Origin of the sequence: Pseudomonas sp. p106 (assembly GCF_003936645.1) — a bacterium.
Taxonomy (GTDB): Bacteria; Pseudomonadota; Gammaproteobacteria; order Pseudomonadales; family Pseudomonadaceae; genus Aquipseudomonas; species Aquipseudomonas putida_E.
This window is the reverse complement of sequence record NZ_RHQR01000006.1, coordinates 89169-107271: the sequence shown is the minus strand read 5'-3', so window position 1 is coordinate 107271 and position 18103 is coordinate 89169. Positions and strand designations below refer to the sequence as shown.

The following is an 18103-nucleotide window of genomic DNA, read 5'->3' as shown; positions in this document are numbered from 1 at the left end:
TTCAGGCTTTTGCTTGCCAGCGGCTTCTAGTAACGTGGTAGGCCTTTTCGACAGGGAGCTGAAGATGCAAGGCAAGGCACGCAAGATCGTCCAGGCCATCCTCTACGAAGCCATCGCCGTGGCCTGTGTGGCGCCGGCACTGGAACTGGCGTTCGGTGCCGGCATGGCCCAGTCGACCGTGCTGTCAGTGTTGATGTCGGGCATTGCGATGAGCTGGAACATGGGCTTCAACTGGGCTTTCGAGCGCTGGGAGGCGCGCCAGCACCAGCGTGAACGGACCTTCATGCGCCGGCTGCTGCATGCCTTGGGCTTCGAAGGCGGGCTGGTGGTGATCCTGCTGCCGCTGGTGGCGTACTGGCTGGATGTCAGCCTGTGGGCAGCGTTGCTCACCAACATGGCGTTGTTCGTGTTCTTCTTCGTCTATGCCTTCGTGTTCCAGTGGGGTTTCGACAAGGTGTTCGATGTGCCGCTCTCGGCACAGCAAGCCAAGTGTTGACACGCCGAGGTACAGCGGGATAAGTTCCCACCCCATGAACACTTTCCCGCATGTGAACGCCATTATTATTACCGCCATTATCAGTTTGGCGGGCTAGCGCGTACGTGCACCGAACCCGCCCTGGAGGCGGGTTTCTACTCTTCGACTCCTGGGCAACGTGAAAACAGCCAAGGAGTTGCACCCGATGACCAGCCTCAACGTCAGCCCCCGTACCCCGCTTACCCCTCAGCAGCTGCTGTCGGAGCAGGTGCGGCGCATCTTGTCTGCGCCGGTGTACGACCTGGCCATCGAGACCCCACTGCAAGCGGCGCCGGCGTTGTCCGCCAGCCTGGGCAACCAGGTATTGCTCAAGCGCGAAGACCTGCAGCCCACGTTCTCGTTCAAGATCCGCGGTGCCTACACCCGGCTGGCGCGCCTGACCCCCGCTCAGCGCGAGCGTGGGGTGATCACCGCATCGGCAGGCAACCACGCCCAGGGTGTGGCGCTGGCGGCCTCCCATCTGGGCATCAAGGCGACCATCGTCATGCCGACCACCACGCCTTCGCTGAAAATCGAAGGTGTACGTTCGCGGGGTGGGCATGTGGTGCTGCACGGTGAAAGCTTCCCCCACGCCCTGGCCCATGCACTGACCCTGGCCGACAGCGAAGGCGCTACCTTCGTGCCACCTTACGATGACCCCGACGTGATCGCCGGGCAGGGCACGGTCGGCATGGAGATCCTCCGCCAGCAGCCGGGTGCGCTGGATGCCATCTTCGTGCCGGTCGGGGGCGGTGGCCTGGTGGCAGGGATCGCCGCGTACGTGAAGTACCTGCGCCCCGAGGTCAAGGTGATCGGTGTCGAGCCGGAAGACTCCAATTGCCTGCAGGCCGCCATGGTTGCGGGGGAGCGGGTTATCCTGCCGCAGGTAGGTACCTTCGCCGATGGCGTGGCGGTCGCCCAGGTCGGTGCGCACTGTTTTGAACTGTGCCGGCATTTCGTCGATGAGGTGGTGACCGTCAGCAGCGATGAGCTGTGTGCGGCAATCAAGGACATCTATGACGATACCCGTTCGATCACCGAGCCGTCCGGCGCGCTGGCGGTCGCTGGCATCAAGAAGTACGTGGCCCGCGAAGGCGCACGGGGGCAGACGCTGGTGGCGATCGACTCCGGTGCCAACGTCAACTTCGACCGCCTGCGCCATGTGGCCGAACGTGCCGAGCTGGGTGAGCAGCGCGAGGCGATCATTGCCGTGACCATCCCCGAGCAGCCAGGCAGCTTCCGGGCCTTCTGCCAGGCGCTGGGCAAGCGCCAGATCACCGAGTTCAACTATCGCTACTACCCCGGCAAGGAAGCGCGCCTGTTTGTCGGGGTGCAAACGCACCCGCTGCACGACCCCCGGGAGAAACTGCTGGCACACCTCGCCGAGCAGGGTTACAGCGTGCTCGACCTGACCGACAACGAGCTGGCCAAGCTGCATGTGCGCCATACCGTGGGTGGCCATGCGGCGCCGGGAGCCGATGAGCGGGTGCTGCGCTTCGAGTTCCCGGAGCGTCCGGGAGCGTTGTTGGGCTTCCTGGAGCGGCTGGGCAAGCGCTGGAACATCAGCCTGTTCCATTACCGCAACCACGGCGCGGCCGAAGCCCGGGTGTTTGCCGCGCTGGAGGTGCCCGAGGATGAGCAGGCAGGGCTGCCGCTGGCGTTGGATGAGATGGGCTATCGGTACTGGGATGAGACCGAGAATCCTGCTTACAAGCTGTTTCTTGGGTGATCGGGCGCTGTTGCGATCGAGCGCCGCGCGGGCCGCGCTCGATCGCAACAGCCCAGCAACATCCTGGCCATAGGCCGGCCCGCCTCGACTGCTAGCTCAGCGCTCGCGCATGAAGAACCCGGCCACAAACTTGCGGAATGTCTCCAGGCTCTTGAAATCGGCGTACCGCTTGAAATTCTCGGCATCCGGTTCCGGCCCGACCGGCTGCTCCAGCAGCGATACCGACAGCACGCGGTCCTGGTCGGAGGTCAGCACCAGTTCATCCATCACCTGGCCACCGATCACGGGCCTTCGCATCTGCACCTTGACCCCCTTGCTGGCCATCCAGTCGATCAACGACACCAAGGCCTTGAGCGGTTCACGTTCCTCGTCGCGGTAAACCGGGAACAGGTGAGCGCGCGACAACACTGGCACGCTGGCCACGTGGATCAGCTCGTAGAAGTGACTGCCTGCGCTGGTGGGCGAGTACAGGATCATCGCCAGCAGCGGCCCTGACACCCGGCTGCCACCCCAGTACAGGTGATGCCCCTGGAAGTCGAAGCCATCCTCACTGCGGTTGTTGAACAGCTTGCGCCCCTTGATCTGCTCGACGCAGTCGAGCAAAAGGCCATGGCGGCGATGGTTGCCGAATACGGTAGCTTCGCGCAGGCGGGCCTTGAGCATCATCATGTGCTTCATGTCCAGCCGGGTTTCAAGGTAGTTGCTGGCGGGCACGCGTTCGAGCAGGGGGTAACGGCTGGCGACACTGCGCAACTCGGCAAACTGCGCGGTGAGGTCCTTTTTCAAGTGCGTGGCATACAGGTTCAGGCCGCTGGTTTCGATCCAGGTCAGCAGCAGCGAGAGCAGGCGCTGCTGCTCTCGGCGTTCGTTGCCATCCTGGGCAGCGCCACTGTTTTCGCTGGCCTTGCGAAAATCACCGAGCAGGCGCAGTGGCGTGTCAGGGGTCAGCCAGGCGGCGGGCGGGGCGGGGTCTTGCTCGCGTTCGGCGGCCTCACGCTCGTCTTTGCTGAACGGGCAGCCGGGCGCATGCTCGGCGGTGCCGGGGTTGTTCTTGAGAAACAGTGTGCCGGTGTTGCCATTGAGGGTGACATTGAGCACCGGCAGGGCGTCCTTGCGGCAATCGCAGGCCAGCCACTGGTTGGCGCTGCGCACCTTCATCAGTAGCTGGTTGGCCTGTAACAGGCCGGGGCCAATGAGAGTGCCTGTGGCGAATGCCTGCAGCAGTTCCTCTTCGGCCGGGGTCAGGCTACGTACCTGCGCGGCGGTTTTGTCGATGATTCGCATGAAGCAGCTCCAAGCTACGAGCCACAAGCTTCAGGCAAAGTCGCGCCGCTTTCAACCAGTCGCTTGGTTGCCTGCGAACAGTTTGGCGGCGCGGGCGCGGATTTCGTCGGGGCTGAGGTCTTCTTTGTGGGTAGAGACGAACCACATGTTGCCGAACGGGTCTTTCAACGTGCCGCTGCGGTCGCCGTAGAACTGGTCCTTTACCTCATGCAACGGGGTGGCCCCGGCGGCAATGGCCTGGGCGTAGACCTTGTCACAGTCCTCCACGTACAAGTGCAGGCCAATGGCGACACCGCTGAGTGACTGGCTGGAGGTCAGGCCGCCCGCCATGTCGCAAGGGTCGGCGAGCATCAGCGACGAATCGCCGATCTTCAGCTCGGCGTGCCCTACGCGGCCGTCCGGGCCTTCGAGGCGGAACATTTCGACCGCGCCGAAGGCTTGCTTGTAGAAGTCGATGGCCTTGGCGGCATCCTTGATGCCCAAATACGGGGTAATGCTGTGCTGGCCTTCGGGAATGGGGCGGGCTGCCATGTTCGACACTCCTCTGAAATGAATGCGAAAGGGGCAGGTTGCGCCCCTGTTGCATGGAGTCGGTCAGGCAGCTCGAGAATCGACAGCTCAGGTAGATCGTTTGTCTATAAGCAGGGCCCGTTCAGAAGATGTAATCGGTGGTGAGGAAGGTCGACTGCCGATTACGGATGATCTCGCTGATCAGCTCCTTGTTGGCTTCCTGGAAGCGGGTCGCGACCAAGGTGCGTATCGAGAACACGCGCAGGGCGTCATGCACCGACAAGGTACCCTCGGCGCTGTTCTTGCGACCATTGAAGGGGTAGGTGTCGGGGCCGCGCTGGCACTGGGCATTGAGGTTGATACGGCCCACCTGGTTGGCAAAGATGTCGACCAGGCTGCCGATGGTCTTGGGGTCGTTGCCGAACAGGCTCAACTGCTGGCCGAAGTCGGAATCGAGCACGTAGTCGATCACCGTCTGCAGGTCGCGGTAGGGCACCACCGGTACCACGGGGCCGAATTGCTCTTCGTGGTACACCCGCATGTCACCGGTTACCGGGTAGAGCAGGGCAGGGTAGAAGAACGAACCGCGACTGTTCCCGCCACCCTCGTTGACCACCCGCGCGCCTTTGGCCGTGGCATCGGCCACCAGGGCGTCGAGGTAATCGACCTTGCCCTGCTCCGGTAGCGGCGTCAGGGCCACATCCGGCTCCCAGGGCATGCCAGGCTTGAGCGCGGCGAGCTTGCGCTGGAACTTGTCGAGAAACGGTTCGACCACGTCTTCATGGACGAACAGGATTTTCAGTGCGGTGCAACGCTGGCCGTTGAACGACAGCGCGCCGGTGACCGCTTCTTCGACCGCATTGTCCAGGTCTACCTGGGGCAGCACGATGCCGGGGTTTTTGGCATCGAGCCCTAGCGCGGCGCGCAGGCGGTGCGGGCGCGGGTGGAGCTTTTTCAGGTCGCTGGCGGCCTTGTGCGTGCCAATGAAGGCGAACACGTCGACCTTGCCGCTGGCCATCAAGGCACTGACCGTTTCGCGGCCGCGGCCATAAATGACGTTGATCACCCCCGGCGGGAAGCTGTCACGGAACGCTTCGAGCAGCGGGCGAATCAACAGCACGCCGAATTTGGCCGGTTTGAACACCACGGTGTTGCCCATGATCAGCGCGGGGATCAACGTGGTGAAGGTTTCATTGAGCGGGTAGTTGTAAGGCCCCATGCACAAGGCCACGCCAAGCGGTGCGCGGCGGATCTGGCCGAGGGTGCCCTGTTCGAGTTCGAAGCGGCTGGAACGGCGGTCGAGGTCTTTCAGGGCGTTGATGGTGTCGACGATATAGTCGCAGGTGCGATCGAACTCCTTCTCGGAGTCCTTGAGGTTTTTGCCGATCTCCCACATCAGCAGCTTTACCACGGCCTGGCGCTGTTCGCGCATGCGCGCAAGGAAGGTTTCGACATGCTGGATGCGTTCGGCGACACGCATGTTCGGCCAGGCGCCGCGGCCTTTGTCATAGGCCTGCACGGCGGCGTCCAGTGCCGTCAGTGCCGTATCAGCATCGAGCAGCGGGGCGCTGCCGAGGATGACCTGTCGCTCGCCGTCCCCTTCTTTTAGCCAAACCGGGCTGCGCACGGTGGCCAGCGGGCCGTCCCAGCGCCTCAGTTCGCCATTGACGAGGTAATCGCGTTGCTCCAGGGGGGCACCCAGCTGCCAAGGGGTGGGGACATCCTCGGCAGCAGGGAACAGCGAATCGAGCAGGTGGTCCATGTGTACTGCACCTCACAAGTCTGGGTAGGTGAATCGCTTCAGCTTCGAGGATGCACCCGGCGAAAGAAAAATACCAGTCTGGCTCAATATTGCCCGCAGTGCGCCGATACATAAGCAATCGAGCGCATACGAAGGCCTATGACCCCGTCCAATACCCCACTACCTGATGAACCGCCGCCCACCGGCCAGCTGCGCCGCTCCCTTGGCAGCCTGATGCCGGTGGGCTTCGCCCTGGCCGGGATCGCCCTGTCGGTGCTGCTGGGCCATCTGGACGTGCAGCGCCAGCCTGACGGCCTGATGGCCAGCCCTCTGGTCTCGCCGCTGCTCTGGTTCGCCCTGGCCTGTACAGGCTTGACCAGCCTGTTCCTGGCCCTGATCAACCGCAAGCAACGCCAGCTGCAGCAACGCAATCGAGAACTGCGCAGCTCCCAGGCGCAACTTGAGCGGCTGGCCCACTACGACACCATCACCGGCTTGCCCAACCGAGTGTTGTTCCAGCAGCAACTGGCCGATGCCATTCTCAAGGGCGATGGTCTGGCTGTGTTGATGCTGGACATCGATGGCTTCAAGCAGGTGAACGACAGCCTCGGCCATGCCATGGGCGACCTGTTGCTGCAGCAAGCCACCGCGCGTTTTTTGCAGGAGCTGGACGCGCCTGACCGGGTGTGCCGCCTTGGCGGCGACGAGTTCGTTTTCATGTTGCGCGGCACCCAGGGCCAGGTGAGCCACCAGGTGGCTCACCTGCTGCGCTGCCTGCAACGCCCGTTCGATCTCAATGGCAGTACCGCACTGGTGACCGGCAGTATCGGCCTGGCCAGGTGCCCCCAGCACGGCGAGGATGTCGGCAGCCTGCTGCGTCACGCCGATACGGCGATGTATGCAGCCAAGGAAAGCGGGCGCAACGCCTGGCGCCCCTACCACACCGACATGACTGCCCGCCTGCAGCAGCGCCTGGAGCTTGAGCGCAACCTGCGCCGTGCCTTGCAGGCGAACGAGTTCGAGCTGTGGTATCAACCCAAGGTCGACCTGTTCAGCGGCTGCCTGCAAGGTGTCGAAGCATTGCTGCGCTGGCGGGACCCTGTTCATGGCCTGGTGTCACCGGCCGAGTTCATCCCGCTGGCAGAGCGCACGGGCCTGATCATTCCGCTGGGTGAGCGCGTGTTGGCGCTGGCATGCGCGCAGATGGCCGCCTGGCGCGACGAGGACCGGGTACCCGGGCCAATGGCGATCAACGTGGCGGCGCTGCAGATCGAGCGCAGCGACTATGTCTCCAGCCTGGCCCAGGCGCTGGAGTGTCACGGCCTGGCGCCGAGCCTGCTGGAAGTGGAAATCACCGAAAGTCTGCTGATGGAAAGCCAGCAACAGGCCTGTGAGGTACTGGCCCAATTACAGGCCATGGGCGTGACCACGGCGGTGGACGACTTCGGCACGGGTTATTCGTCACTGGCTTATTTGCGAGCGCTGCCGATCGATCACCTGAAGATCGACCGTGCGTTCATCAAAGACCTGCCGGACGATGACGATGCAGTGGCGGTGGCCCGGGCCATCATCGACCTGGGCCATGCGTTGGGCTTCCGGATCACTGCCGAGGGCATTGAAACCCAGGAACAGTATGACTTCTTGCGCAACGCCGGTTGCGACCAGGGGCAGGGCTATCTGCTGGCCCGGCCAATGCCGGCGGCGGACCTTGCGCGCTGGCTGGCGACCCGTGCCGAGCGGGGCCGCCAGGGCAGTGCCTGAAGCGGCTCAGAGATCCAGCAGCAAGGCCGCCGGCGAGTCTAGCGCCAGATCGCGAAAAGCGGGGTCTGCGTCCATGCGTTCGAGGCAGCGCCACAGTGCCTCCAGGCCTGCATCGAAGTCATCGAAATCGGCGATGTCCTCGATCAGCTGGCGCAGCTCTCGCCGGTAGTGCAACGGCACGCGCGCCCACAAGCGCAGTCGCTGTGCGCTGGCATTGGCCAACAGCGGCTGGTAGTCGATATCGGATACCAGAAGGTCAGCTCCATGAAGCTGGAAGTAATCCTCAATCTGCTCGCGAATGGGCAGCCCTAGCGCCGGGCTTTCCAGGGCCAAGGCATTGGCGCTGGCAGCGGGCAGGGTAAACCCCTGTGGAAGGCGCTGGAACTGGTTCTCGGACAGGTCGATGATCAACACCGACTCCAGTCGTTGAAGGCCTTGGGGGAGTTCGGTCAAGCCGCAGTTGACCATGAACACCGAGCCGAGCCCTGGAAGGTTCTGCAGGTTCGGCGCGTGGAGCAACGGGTTCTCGGAGAGATCCAGCACCCTCAACCCGTCCAGTCGCTCCAGTGCTGCCTGTGAGCGTGCGTCCCAGCTGATGCGGTTATGTTCAAGGTCAAGCCATTGCAGGTTGCCAGGTACCCGAACCTCTGGAACCGCGGCGAAGCGACAACGGCTCAAGGTCAGGCGCTGCAGTTCGGGCAGGCACTGCAGCCATTGTGCGGGCAACTCGCTCAGTGCGCTGTTACCGCTGAGGTCAAGGTCCGCGACGTGGCTAAAACCTGCTGGCAACGTGAGGGTCGCCAAGTCGCTGTTTTCCAGTTCGAAGTTTTTCAGGTCCAGGGAGTGGATACGTTGGCCGGTGGACAGCACACGTATCGAATTTTGCTGCCAGGCGTTGAGAATCCTGCGCACGGCGGGCTGGCGCCGGAGAACGGCCGTTGCCCATCGATCGAGGTCGGTGCGCAACTGTGTCAAGGTGTCTTCACGAATGCGCAATTCTGTCTCTGCAGAGCGCATCGTGTTACGCCAGTCTGCCTGTAAGCGCTCGGCCTGCTCTTGGGTGATGCTGGGGTAGAGCCTGCGCAAGCGCGCCGGCACGCTTTGGTTGAAGAACGGTGAGGCGGGTGCCAGTGGAGTGACAGGTGCGCCACCGCGCAACCTGTGGCGCGGGGTAGGGCGCTTGGCCTGTGGCCCCCAGAGGCGCATCGGCCACTTGCGCCGCTCGGCAGCGGCCAGGCGCTGCGTGCGCTCGCCCAGCGCGCCAGCACTGCCCCACGCGCGCTTGAGGTTTGGTGGCGCTGCGGCGTACAGCGCCTGGTACGCATCGGCATGCACTGGCCTGGCAACCGGGCGTTCGCCATTGAAGACCTCGTAGCCTTGACCCGACCTGAGCAACAGGCAACGCTCGCTGGCCTGTTCGTCGCCGATGGCTGCCAGCACGGTGCCCTCTGGCGTGGCCTCGCGGATCTCAACGCGCAACTGCTGTGGCCAGCCGGAGTACCGTTGCATGCAGGCGAGCAGCAAGCGTTCGCTGTCGCGGTTGGCCAGGCGCGGCTGATACAGGCCTTCCAGGGCACGGACCAATGGCAGATCCCGGGTGATCTGTTCGGCTTCCAGGTGCAGCCAGGCCGGTAACGTTCCTTGCGCTTGCCAATTGGCCAACGCCTCAGGTGAGAGCCGAGCCAGCAGACGCCTGGCAAGCGGTGGGGTCAATGGCGCGTAGGTATCGCACATCCGCTGCTCGGCGGCGCTTGCCGTACGCCCGTAAATACGCGTCAGTGCTGCGCCGTCCAGCTCGGGCATTTGCTGCGCCAGCGTAAAACGCTCCAGCGTATCGGCAAGCAGTGCAGGGGTGGCTTCACCGGCCAGGTGTACTGCCTGCAAACGAGCCCGGTCCACACCACTGATGATCATGGCCTGTTGCAGTTGCGCATCGTCCAGTGCATCCACAGGCAAGCCCAGGCGGCGCACGCACTGGCTGTCGGACCAGTCCTGAGGTGCCTCGTGTTCCGCGCGCCAGGCGGCTTCGCCGTTGTGTTCCAGCAGCGGCCGGTAGGCCTCGTGGTCACTGGGGTGGACGATCCTCCAGCGTTGGTCGGTGCCGTCCAGGGCAATTTCATAGTGTTGGCCATCCAGGTGGATGAATTGTCTGCCCTGGTGGGTTCGCAACCCTTGCGGGTTGGCTTCAAGTTCTGCTGGTAACTGCACGTTGCTCGCATAGCCCTTAAGGTCTGCACGCCAGAGCCGTCGGCTGCCGTCCCGCAGTTTCACCGGTTCAAGGCTTTCCATCAGCGCGCTGTTGAACAGCCTGGGCAGCACCTTGCCTGCTGCATGCAAACCGCCGATCGCAGCAAGGTTCAGGCCTACCGCTTCAATGTGCTGCAAGGCCAGGTGACGGTCGCCAATGCTCCAAGCCTGGTAACCCTCGATCACCTCCCCAAGCAACTGGCAGGCGATGACCCCTGTCAACAGGGTGCCAACCCCGGGTATGAAGAAACCTGCAACCATCAGTGCGTCCAGCCCCATGCTTTGCCACTGGGCGATGCGCCGTTGGTGCGCTTGCCTGTCGACCTCTGCGGTTGGCACTGCCACGGCTGCGGCCTCGGCCTTCAGGCGTGCCACATGATCGCCATAGAGGAAAGCCAGCAGTGGCGCCTCGATGGGGGCAAGGGCCAGGTGCAGGTCGGCGCCCTCGCGCATCGACCACCATTGATCTGCGGGGCTGTTACCTGCGGCGTCGAGGTTCTGGTGCAACAGGTCGAGGAAACGATAGCACTGCAACGATGAGACGTATCGCTGGAAACCCCGTCGGTAATCCGCTTGCAGCAAGTGGGTGGCGAGATGTGCATGCACGCCGGCAAGGCCGGGAAACTGCAGCAGGCGCTGCTCATCACCGGGCAGGTACATCAACAAACCCGCCGTGCCGGCGTCGATGATCAGCACTTCGTGCAGCGCGATGCCGAACAGCGATGGCTGCCAGCAGCGTACGGGGGCCTGTGCCAGCAGTTGGTCAATGACATCACGGCCGGCGCCGGTAATGGTGTGGCGCAGCAAGGCCATGTCGGCGGCAAGGCGCAGGCGGTCACGCAGGGTCGTCATGAAGGCCGCGCGTACCGGGCTTGAGGGCGTTTCGAAGATCGCCTGCAGGTGTTCCTGATAACGTTGCCCAATGTCCAGGTCCCGGCAACTGCGGGCGAAGCCGCTGGGAGCAAGCGGCAGCGGGTCGATACGGTATGACTCGGACGGCAGGTCGATATCGACCAGCGTTTCGCTGTCGCCCAATGTGGTCTGGCCGACGACCGTGGTGGCTTCGAACTGCGCATCACCGTCCAGTACCAGGGCGCTGTCGTGGCTGAACGTGGGCTGCTCTTCGAAGTTGTGCAGGGCGGCTTCGAGCAGGCTGGTCGCTTTGTGGCCGGTGACGTAGGTGCCGAAACTGAACCTGTGTTGAATATGGATGAGCTGGGTACTGCGCAGCGGCACCGACAGTTGGTGCTCGGCCTTCAGTCGTTGCTCGAGCAAGGCTTCGGCGAATTCAGCAACGTTCTGCAGGCCCGCCATGGCGCGCGCCAGTTGGTACTGCGAGTCGTCCAGGCGGCGCTGGCTGGCAAGCACTGCTTCGCGCAGATCGGGTGCAGCATTGGCGAACCATGGTGCTTGACCCTCCAGGCCTTGCTCGGGCTGCACGCTCTCGCGCAAGCGCCGCCAGTGCTCAGGTTGCATCGTTCTGGCCCAGGCCGGTAGCTGTTCCTGGATCAGTTGCTGATGAGGGTTTTGAAGGGCGAAATCAGTCATCGTCGGTACCTGCATGAGAGAAAGAGCCGATAGCAGGCGCCGTTTGCATCGTAGCGGTGAGGTAGTTAATTACCCATTGCAACAATCAATGACCCAACGCGTACAGGAAAGAAAATTGACGTCATGAAATGAAGGCAGGCGATTGCAAAACGCCGCTTGCTAATACGCGAGCTTGCATCTTAAATTGTTACTGAATGTTAGGCCGGCAAGGGGCAATGTTGTCGGATTATCAGTCGCTTACGTCATTGTCTTGAGCAATAACCCGCTTCTCTTCCGATAAGGCCGTTTGAATTCAAAGGACGTCGAAGAAGAAATGAAAGCGCACATGATGGCCATAGCTCGAAAACTCATCTCACCTTCGCTGCGTTACGAGATCAGAACCGTATCAAACGTGTTACGCGACATGCTTGGGCGGGCGTGCTTCTGGCATTGGGAGGTCGCCCGGTTCAGGCTGCAGCAGCAAAGCCCCTACGAAATTCTCTACATCGGCAGGAAGCAACAGCGCGAAATGGCCAAGCTGTTGATAGGCGGCAAAGCGCAACAGCAGGCACCAGCACCCGAGGACCCGGCGGGCAGCGTGCCCAGCCGCGTAGTAGTCAGTGAGTTACCCACCCTCGGGGCACTGTCCGTACCGCACTACCTGAGTGCCGTCGTACCGCTTGGGCGCTCGCTGGACGATATCACCGCGCGCTATGACAGTGAGTTGCGCCGCAGTATCCGCAAGAACCGACCGCTGTACCAGATGAGGCAAACGCTCTCGGATGACGAAATTGCCATGGCCGACCGTGACCTGCTTCGGCCTTATGCCAGCGCACGGCAAGGCATTCATGCGGCACAGTTCCCCACCGAGGAGGTGTTTCGTTTGGCCAAGGGGGTAGGCCGCCTGGACTTGATCACCTTGGATGGCGAGGTGGTGGCCTGTCACCTGGGTTGTGAGATAACCCGGGCTGGCAAGCGCTACTGGAGCACCTTGCGTTTCGGTTACTGCGAAGCCGTGTTTTCCGATGCCAAGAAACTGCGTGAGGTCAACTCCATCACCACCTACCTGGCGTTGGAGTGGGCCTTGGCCAATGGCTACGACTATTACGACATCGGTCTTTGTCTGGCGCGCCCGGATGACGGGTTACTGAAGTGGAAGCGGCGGCGCGGGGGTGATATCGACTCGCTGGGCAACCACGCTTACATGTTCATCCGTCTACCCAAGACGGGCGTGGCCCGGTTTCTTTGGGACACGCCGCTGTTTGCGGTTGAGGGCAACAAGTTGACGCTGCACCTGGGTTTACCAGAAGGGTCCAGTGATGAAGCGCTTGCAAGCCGCTACCACGAAATGGTGTTTGGCGGCCTGCACAAGATATACCTCTATGGGGATAGAAGTTCGGGTGAGTTGTTCTTCGAGAACTTGCGCGAACGGTATGCCAACTTGAAATCACCGCCCACGATGGAAAGGGTGTTGTCCAACTAACTTAGCGTCAGGGCCGGCCTGGATAAGGACGTCGCTTGCGAGCTTTTTGGCGTTCTTATCATAGGGGGCTTGCCATGGGTAGTAATATTTCTGAGTTCAATTCAACGCTGATTACCAGCGAAACTGTCTGGACACTGGCCGCCTACAAACACATGGCCAGAAAGCGGCTTGCCCGTAAAGCCGATATCGACATAAAAAGTCGGGCGGTTAAAACCTGGGACATCGCGCCCGGCGAAACCACCGCCTCTCCACCGGCGTATTTTCTGCCCAACCAGCTGGAACGCGTGACCGGTTGGGAGGCCAAGCGTTTTTTTCCCCATGTACACCCCGCGCTCACCATGGAAGGCGGTATCCGTGCGCATCAAGGCCCGACGCGCGGCTACCTGCTAAAGGATGTCTGGCTGATTGACGGGGCGTTATACAAAGACGACGCCAGCCATTGGCTGTCGTTGAAGCCCAGCACTTTCCCGCGGGTAACGGTGGACTACGAGATAGAGCGGGGTGCTGTGTATTGCACGCAAAACGGCAACACTTGGTTTGGTACCTGGTTGATGGAAGATTGCCCGACCTACGCACTGGCCTGCAACGAGGGCATCCCTGTTACCACGGCACCATCGGCCAGGTTTCCATTGTTTACCCAGGCCCCCGGCTATGAGGCGTGGCTGGACATGCAACCCTTGCGCTTGCGCAGCGCATTTTTCAAGGAACTGGTGCTGTTCGACGACGTGAGCAACAACCGCAGCCGGCATCAGCGCTACCGTGCCATGGGCGACAAGTTGCTGTCGCATGTTGACCCTGTAACGCACCCTGGCGTGTTCATTCTGCGCGGCTGTGAAGGCCAATTGCGCTTGATGCGCAACGAACTTGAGGTCGCCGAACACTTGCGCAAGTACCGTGGCTTTCGCGTGATCGACCCACTCAGGTGCGATGTGCCGACCATCGTCGCGGCATGCGCGGGGGCCAGGACGGTGATTGGCGTGGAAGGCAGCCAGCTGGTTCACGGCGTCAATGTGCTGCGTTCAGGCGGCTCGCTGCTGGCGCTGCAGCCGCCTAACCGCTTCGTCAGCTACTACAAGTACCTGACGGACCGTGACCATCAGCATTTTGGCTTCGTCGTCGGCACGCCGCAGGGTGATGGCTTCACGATCGATATTGATGAGGTCGAACGTACCCTCGATCTTTTTCCGTCATAAGCGTGACGCTAAGCGCAATGATTCTCACTGTTTCTCGCCTATGAAACACATCGTTCAAGTCGTGCCCCGGTTCGACTACCCGCATGCTGGCCAGGGTGGGGCGCTGATGACAGTTTATTTTTATGGCATATCAATGAGTTGCTTGAAGCGCGAGCGGGTGAAAAGTGCCTGCATCTTCTGCATGTCGATAATTTGACGAGTCGAGGGGCAGTCGATTGAGATTTATTATGGTGTCGGAACGTTGACGTAATGGCATCGTGCCCATAAGCTCCAATCAACAGCGATTCATTCCTCCGCCAAAAACCCATAATAAATTTTCCTCTTCGTAGGAGGGGACCATGCGCTCAACACTGTTCATCAAATCCATCTTTCTGTTGGTGTTATTGAGTGGTGCGGCACGGGCGGCTGATTCTTATATGAGCCAGGCAAATATTGTTCCCTTGGCAACGGCAGGCTGGGTGTTTGCGTTTGCGGTGATCGGCTTTGTCGCAGTTGCCAACAGAAAGAAAATTTGAGGACGCTGTTGTTACCATTACGATCAACTTAACCGTACTGCCAGTGAATTGACGCTAAATAAAGGGTGTTTGCGTCGAAGACGGGATTAGCCGCTTGTCAATTTTACAGCTGTTGCTATATTCCAGTAGCTGACGCCCCAGACGCAAATTGGCAGTGGCAGGCGAAGCGGCATTGCGGTAAAGGGCCTCCTGGATGCTTGAGGCCGTCGCAGCGCTGTAACGGCTGCGAAGTGGAGCGAGAGGTTTAGTGTCGTTCTCATTCAGTGCTCTTGAACCTGGGCCGCAAGGCCGGAGGGATCCCTCATGGCGCGTTTGCTGATTTGCATCTTTTGCGTATTCGTGACTTGGTCCGGCACCAGCGTGGCCGATCAAGGCAACCCGGCGTACCTGCTCAGCCCCGGTGACAGGGTGCTGATTTCGGTCTGGCAAGAGGACACCCTTCGCCAGGAAACCGTCGTACTACCCGATGGCAGCATCACCTTCCCCCTGGCAGGCCGAATCGATGTGGCCGGGCTGGACGTCACTGCGGTTGCCGACAAGGTCACTGCCGGCCTCAAACCCTACCTGGCAGATCCTAATGTAAGCGTCGTTGTCACGGGTACGGCGGGCAACCTTGTGTATGTGCAAGGCAAGGTCATCAAGCCAGGCCCGGTGCCCATGGCAGGCCCTACGGCGGTGCTTCAGGCGCTGAGCATGTCGGGTGGAATGGACAAATTCGCCGACGAAAGTGCCATCAAGGTCATCCGCGGCAGCGGCCCTTCACAAAAGGTATTGCCGGTGCGCTACAAGGATCTGGTTTCCGGGCGCGACATGTCCACCAACTTCCAACTTCAGGCTGGCGATACGCTGGTCGTACCTTGACCCTACCAATATATAAGAATCTCTAGTGCCTATTTTCCGACCAACGAATATTGCGACGGCAATCATGATGTTGCCGTTGTCTGGGGTGGTTCACGCCGCCATTTGGCAGTCTTCAGTCGTGGTGCCCACGTCTGTCGAGTACGACAGCAACCCATTGCTCCTGACGTCCGAGGAGAAAGGTGTGACACGTACCATCATTGCGCCCGACTACAGCCTGATCGGTCAGTTCGACCGCGACCAGTTGCGTCTGGGCCTGGGTGTCAACGTGCTGCGCTCATCCGACCGGTCGATCGTCGATGACCGAGAAGACCCCAAGGTGAGCCTGGGGTGGCAGCGCGAGACCGAGACCGGTGGCTTTGGCTTGCTGGCGCGCTACGAGGAGAGTTCCACGCTGTCCGGTGCTGTGCAGGACACCGGCGTGGTCACCACCGACGGCACGCAGGAGATGTCCACGCTCGAGGCCAACTGGAGCAGCGCGGTGACCGAGCGCAGCACGCTGGCCAACGTCCTGACCTACTCACATGCCCGTTATGACATCAGTTCGTTGACCGGTTACGACGAGCTGTACAACACATCGACATGGACCTACGCCTGGAGCGAGCGCACCGACATCATCACCGGTTTTGACGCCAGGCGTTATGAACCGCAGGACGATACCACCGCGGTGTCCTCCAACAGCTACAGCCCGAATATCGGTGTCAGGCACCGGTTTTCCGAACGTTTTGAAGGCGAGATGCATATCGGCGTGAACAAGACCACGGGTTCTGGCGGCGGGCGCCGCGGTGAAGGTGGCATGTCGCTGTTCTACCGAGGCGATCGTGCCGATGCCACCTTCAGCGCTGAGCGCAGCACCGTTGCCAACGCCGAGGGCGGCTTTGCCGAACTCGATATGGTACGCGGCAGTTGGAGCTACCTGGTCACCGAGGTCGACCGCGTAGGCGTCGATGCGTCCTGGCAGGACAGCAAAGGGGTCTCGCCAAACACGTTACAAACGTATGGCATCTGGGCAAGCCGCGCATTTTCACCGGCCTGGGACCTGCGCTTCTCGTTGATGTACAAGCAGCGCCAGCAAGACGGCTTGCCCGATGCTGACGCGACCATTGCCGGGTTGACGCTGACGTACAGATATCCCGACATCTGACTCTCGCACGGGTGGCCACCATGAAAACGGACTACGAGCTTTCCCTTAAAGATTACATCGCCATCATCAAGGACCGCGCCTTGTTGCTGGGGGTGAGCATCGTGGTCGTGATTGCGGCAACCGTCGGGGTCGCCGTCACGGTGCCGCCCCTTTATCAGTCGACCGGCACCATCCTGGTGGAGTCGCAGCAGATTTCGCCAGAGCTGGTCTCGGCCAACAACAACAGTTTTGCCGATGAGCGTATCGAGGTCATTCGTCAGCGCGTCATGACCCGCGAGAACCTGCTGAAGATCATCGACAAGTACAACCTGTTCGCCGACAAGGGCAGGCGGTTCAGTGAGACCGACAAGATCGAACAGATGCGCAGTGCGATCGTCGTGGCCACGCTCAGCACCTACGTCAAAGGACGTGGCGAGGCGACGGTCGCGTTCACGGTTTCCTACGAGGACAAGCGCGCTGAAGTTGCCAAGGAAGTGGCCGACGAACTGGTGACGCTGTTTCTCAACGAAAACATGAAGCAGCGCACCGAGCGCGCAACCGAGACCACCGAATTCCTTACCCAGGAGGCGAACAAGCTGGGCGCCGAGCTGGCTGCGCTCGAGAACAAGCTGGCGGATTTCAAGCAGGCGCACGCCAATGCCTTGCCTGAGAACCAGCAGTTGCGCATGAGCATGTTGTCGCGTTCGGAGTTGGAGTTCCGCGAGGTCGATCGCGACTACAAGGCCGCCCAGGAAGAGCTGCGTTACCTCGAACTGGAGCTGGCGGCCGCCAATGCGGGGGTGCCCGCGCAGGCGGCTGGCGGCAGGCCTGCCTCGGCGGACCAACCACAGGACCTGGCCAGCCTCAAGGCCGAGTATGCCCGGCTGTTGACCAAATACACCCCGGCGCACCCCGATGTGGTGGCCGTCAAGCGCAAGATCGACTTGCTCAAGGCCTCGGGCGAGAAGGGCATCGCCGCTGCGGCGGCCATGAACCTCGATGCTGCCAGGGTACGTACCAAAATGGCGGCTACGCAGTCACGCATCGCATCGCTTGCCGAACAGAAACGTCAGCTGACGGCCAAAATGGAAGGCTATGAGGCCGATATCCTCGAAGCTCCGCAAGTGGAGCGCGGCCTGGTAACACTGATGCGTGACCATGACAACGCACGCAAGAAGTATGAAGAAATCCGCGACAAGGAAATGGGCGCGAAGATTACCGAAAGTCTGGAGCAGGAAAACAAGGCTGAGCGCTTTGTGCTGCTGGAGCCGCCCTTGATGCCGGAAAAACCGGTCAAGCCCAACCGCAAGAAAATTGTCGCCCTTGGCCTGGTGTTGGCGCCGGCAGTAGGCGGCGCGCTGGTGATGCTGCTGGAAATGCTGAACCAGCGTATACGGGGTGTCGGTGCGCTGGAAAGCGTGCTGGGCAAGCGGGTGCTGGTGGCCGTGCCGTACATTTCCACGCAGGCCGATGTGGCCAGGCGCCGCAAGTGGCGGGTGCTGCTGGTCATCGGCGGCTTGTTACTGGTTGCTATGCTGATGGTGGTCGTCCATGTGTTCTACATGCCACTGGACCTCTTGCTGTTTAAAGCTATGGCTCGGTTTGAATAGGGAAGCGC

Annotated in this window: 13 protein-coding genes; 9 read left to right on the top strand and 4 right to left on the bottom strand. The window is 61.4% G+C overall.

Annotation, left to right across the window (positions count from 1 at the left end; all coding sequences use genetic code 11):
- Window positions 1–64: 64 nt before the first annotated feature.
- Together EGJ09_RS09835 and ilvA are read left to right on the top strand one after the other, a co-directional pair.
- A complete protein-coding gene (locus tag EGJ09_RS09835; RefSeq protein ID WP_115274604.1) occupies window positions 65–496 on the top strand; it encodes a PACE efflux transporter in 432 nt (143 codons plus the stop codon).
- A 184-nt stretch (window positions 497–680) separates the two neighbouring features.
- Complete coding sequence (gene ilvA, locus EGJ09_RS09830) at window positions 681–2243, top strand: threonine ammonia-lyase, biosynthetic (protein ID WP_080952106.1); 1563 nt, start codon at window positions 681–683, stop codon at window positions 2241–2243.
- 96 nt (window positions 2244–2339) lie between these two features.
- Here the strand turns inward: ilvA and EGJ09_RS09825 are convergent, their stop codons facing one another.
- The 3 genes from EGJ09_RS09825 to EGJ09_RS09815 form a co-directional block, all read right to left on the bottom strand.
- Window positions 2340–3527 (bottom strand): hypothetical protein, encoded by a 1188-nt coding sequence (locus tag EGJ09_RS09825; protein ID WP_125923712.1) that lies wholly within the window; start codon window positions 3525–3527, stop codon window positions 2340–2342.
- A gap of 51 nt (window positions 3528–3578) precedes the next feature.
- A complete protein-coding gene (locus EGJ09_RS09820) occupies window positions 3579–4058 on the bottom strand; it encodes a VOC family protein (RefSeq protein WP_046785979.1) in 480 nt (159 codons plus the stop codon).
- Between the two features lie 121 nt (window positions 4059–4179).
- Window positions 4180–5799: an NADP-dependent glyceraldehyde-3-phosphate dehydrogenase gene (locus EGJ09_RS09815; RefSeq protein WP_125923711.1), complete on the bottom strand. Its 1620-nt coding sequence runs from the start codon at window positions 5797–5799 to the stop codon at window positions 4180–4182.
- Window positions 5800–5937: 138 nt separating this feature from the next.
- On the opposite strand from EGJ09_RS09815, the gene EGJ09_RS09810 reads away from it, so the two are divergent.
- Window positions 5938–7539, top strand: coding sequence for a bifunctional diguanylate cyclase/phosphodiesterase (locus tag EGJ09_RS09810; RefSeq protein ID WP_046785981.1), 1602 nt, complete (start codon window positions 5938–5940; stop codon window positions 7537–7539).
- 6 nt (window positions 7540–7545) lie between these two features.
- Here EGJ09_RS09810 and EGJ09_RS09805 read toward each other — a convergent pair whose 3' ends face one another.
- On the bottom strand, window positions 7546–11334 hold the full coding sequence (locus tag EGJ09_RS09805) for a dermonecrotic toxin domain-containing protein (protein WP_125923710.1): 3789 nt from the start codon (window positions 11332–11334) through the stop codon (window positions 7546–7548).
- A 313-nt stretch (window positions 11335–11647) separates the two neighbouring features.
- On the opposite strand from EGJ09_RS09805, the gene EGJ09_RS09800 reads away from it, so the two are divergent.
- From EGJ09_RS09800 to EGJ09_RS09780, 6 genes are all read left to right on the top strand, one after another.
- Window positions 11648–12796: a hypothetical protein gene (locus EGJ09_RS09800; protein ID WP_125923709.1), complete on the top strand. Its 1149-nt coding sequence runs from the start codon at window positions 11648–11650 to the stop codon at window positions 12794–12796.
- Between the two features lie 74 nt (window positions 12797–12870).
- Window positions 12871–13989 carry a glycosyltransferase family 61 protein gene (locus tag EGJ09_RS09795; RefSeq protein ID WP_125923815.1) on the top strand — a complete coding sequence of 373 codons (1119 nt, stop codon included), beginning with the start codon at window positions 12871–12873 and terminating at the stop codon, window positions 13987–13989.
- Between the two features lie 338 nt (window positions 13990–14327).
- Window positions 14328–14504, top strand: a complete 177-nt coding sequence (gene eppA, locus EGJ09_RS26555) for an EPS-associated small membrane protein EppA (RefSeq protein ID WP_168216558.1) — start codon at window positions 14328–14330, stop codon at window positions 14502–14504.
- A 303-nt stretch (window positions 14505–14807) separates the two neighbouring features.
- Entirely contained in the window at window positions 14808–15365 is a 558-nt protein-coding gene (locus EGJ09_RS09790) for a polysaccharide biosynthesis/export family protein (protein ID WP_125923708.1), read from the top strand.
- A 25-nt stretch (window positions 15366–15390) separates the two neighbouring features.
- Complete coding sequence (locus EGJ09_RS09785) at window positions 15391–16506, top strand: hypothetical protein (protein WP_115274613.1); 1116 nt, start codon at window positions 15391–15393, stop codon at window positions 16504–16506.
- A gap of 20 nt (window positions 16507–16526) precedes the next feature.
- Window positions 16527–18095, top strand: coding sequence for a Wzz/FepE/Etk N-terminal domain-containing protein (locus EGJ09_RS09780; RefSeq protein ID WP_046785987.1), 1569 nt, complete (start codon window positions 16527–16529; stop codon window positions 18093–18095).
- The last annotated feature ends 8 nt before the right edge of the window (window positions 18096–18103 follow it).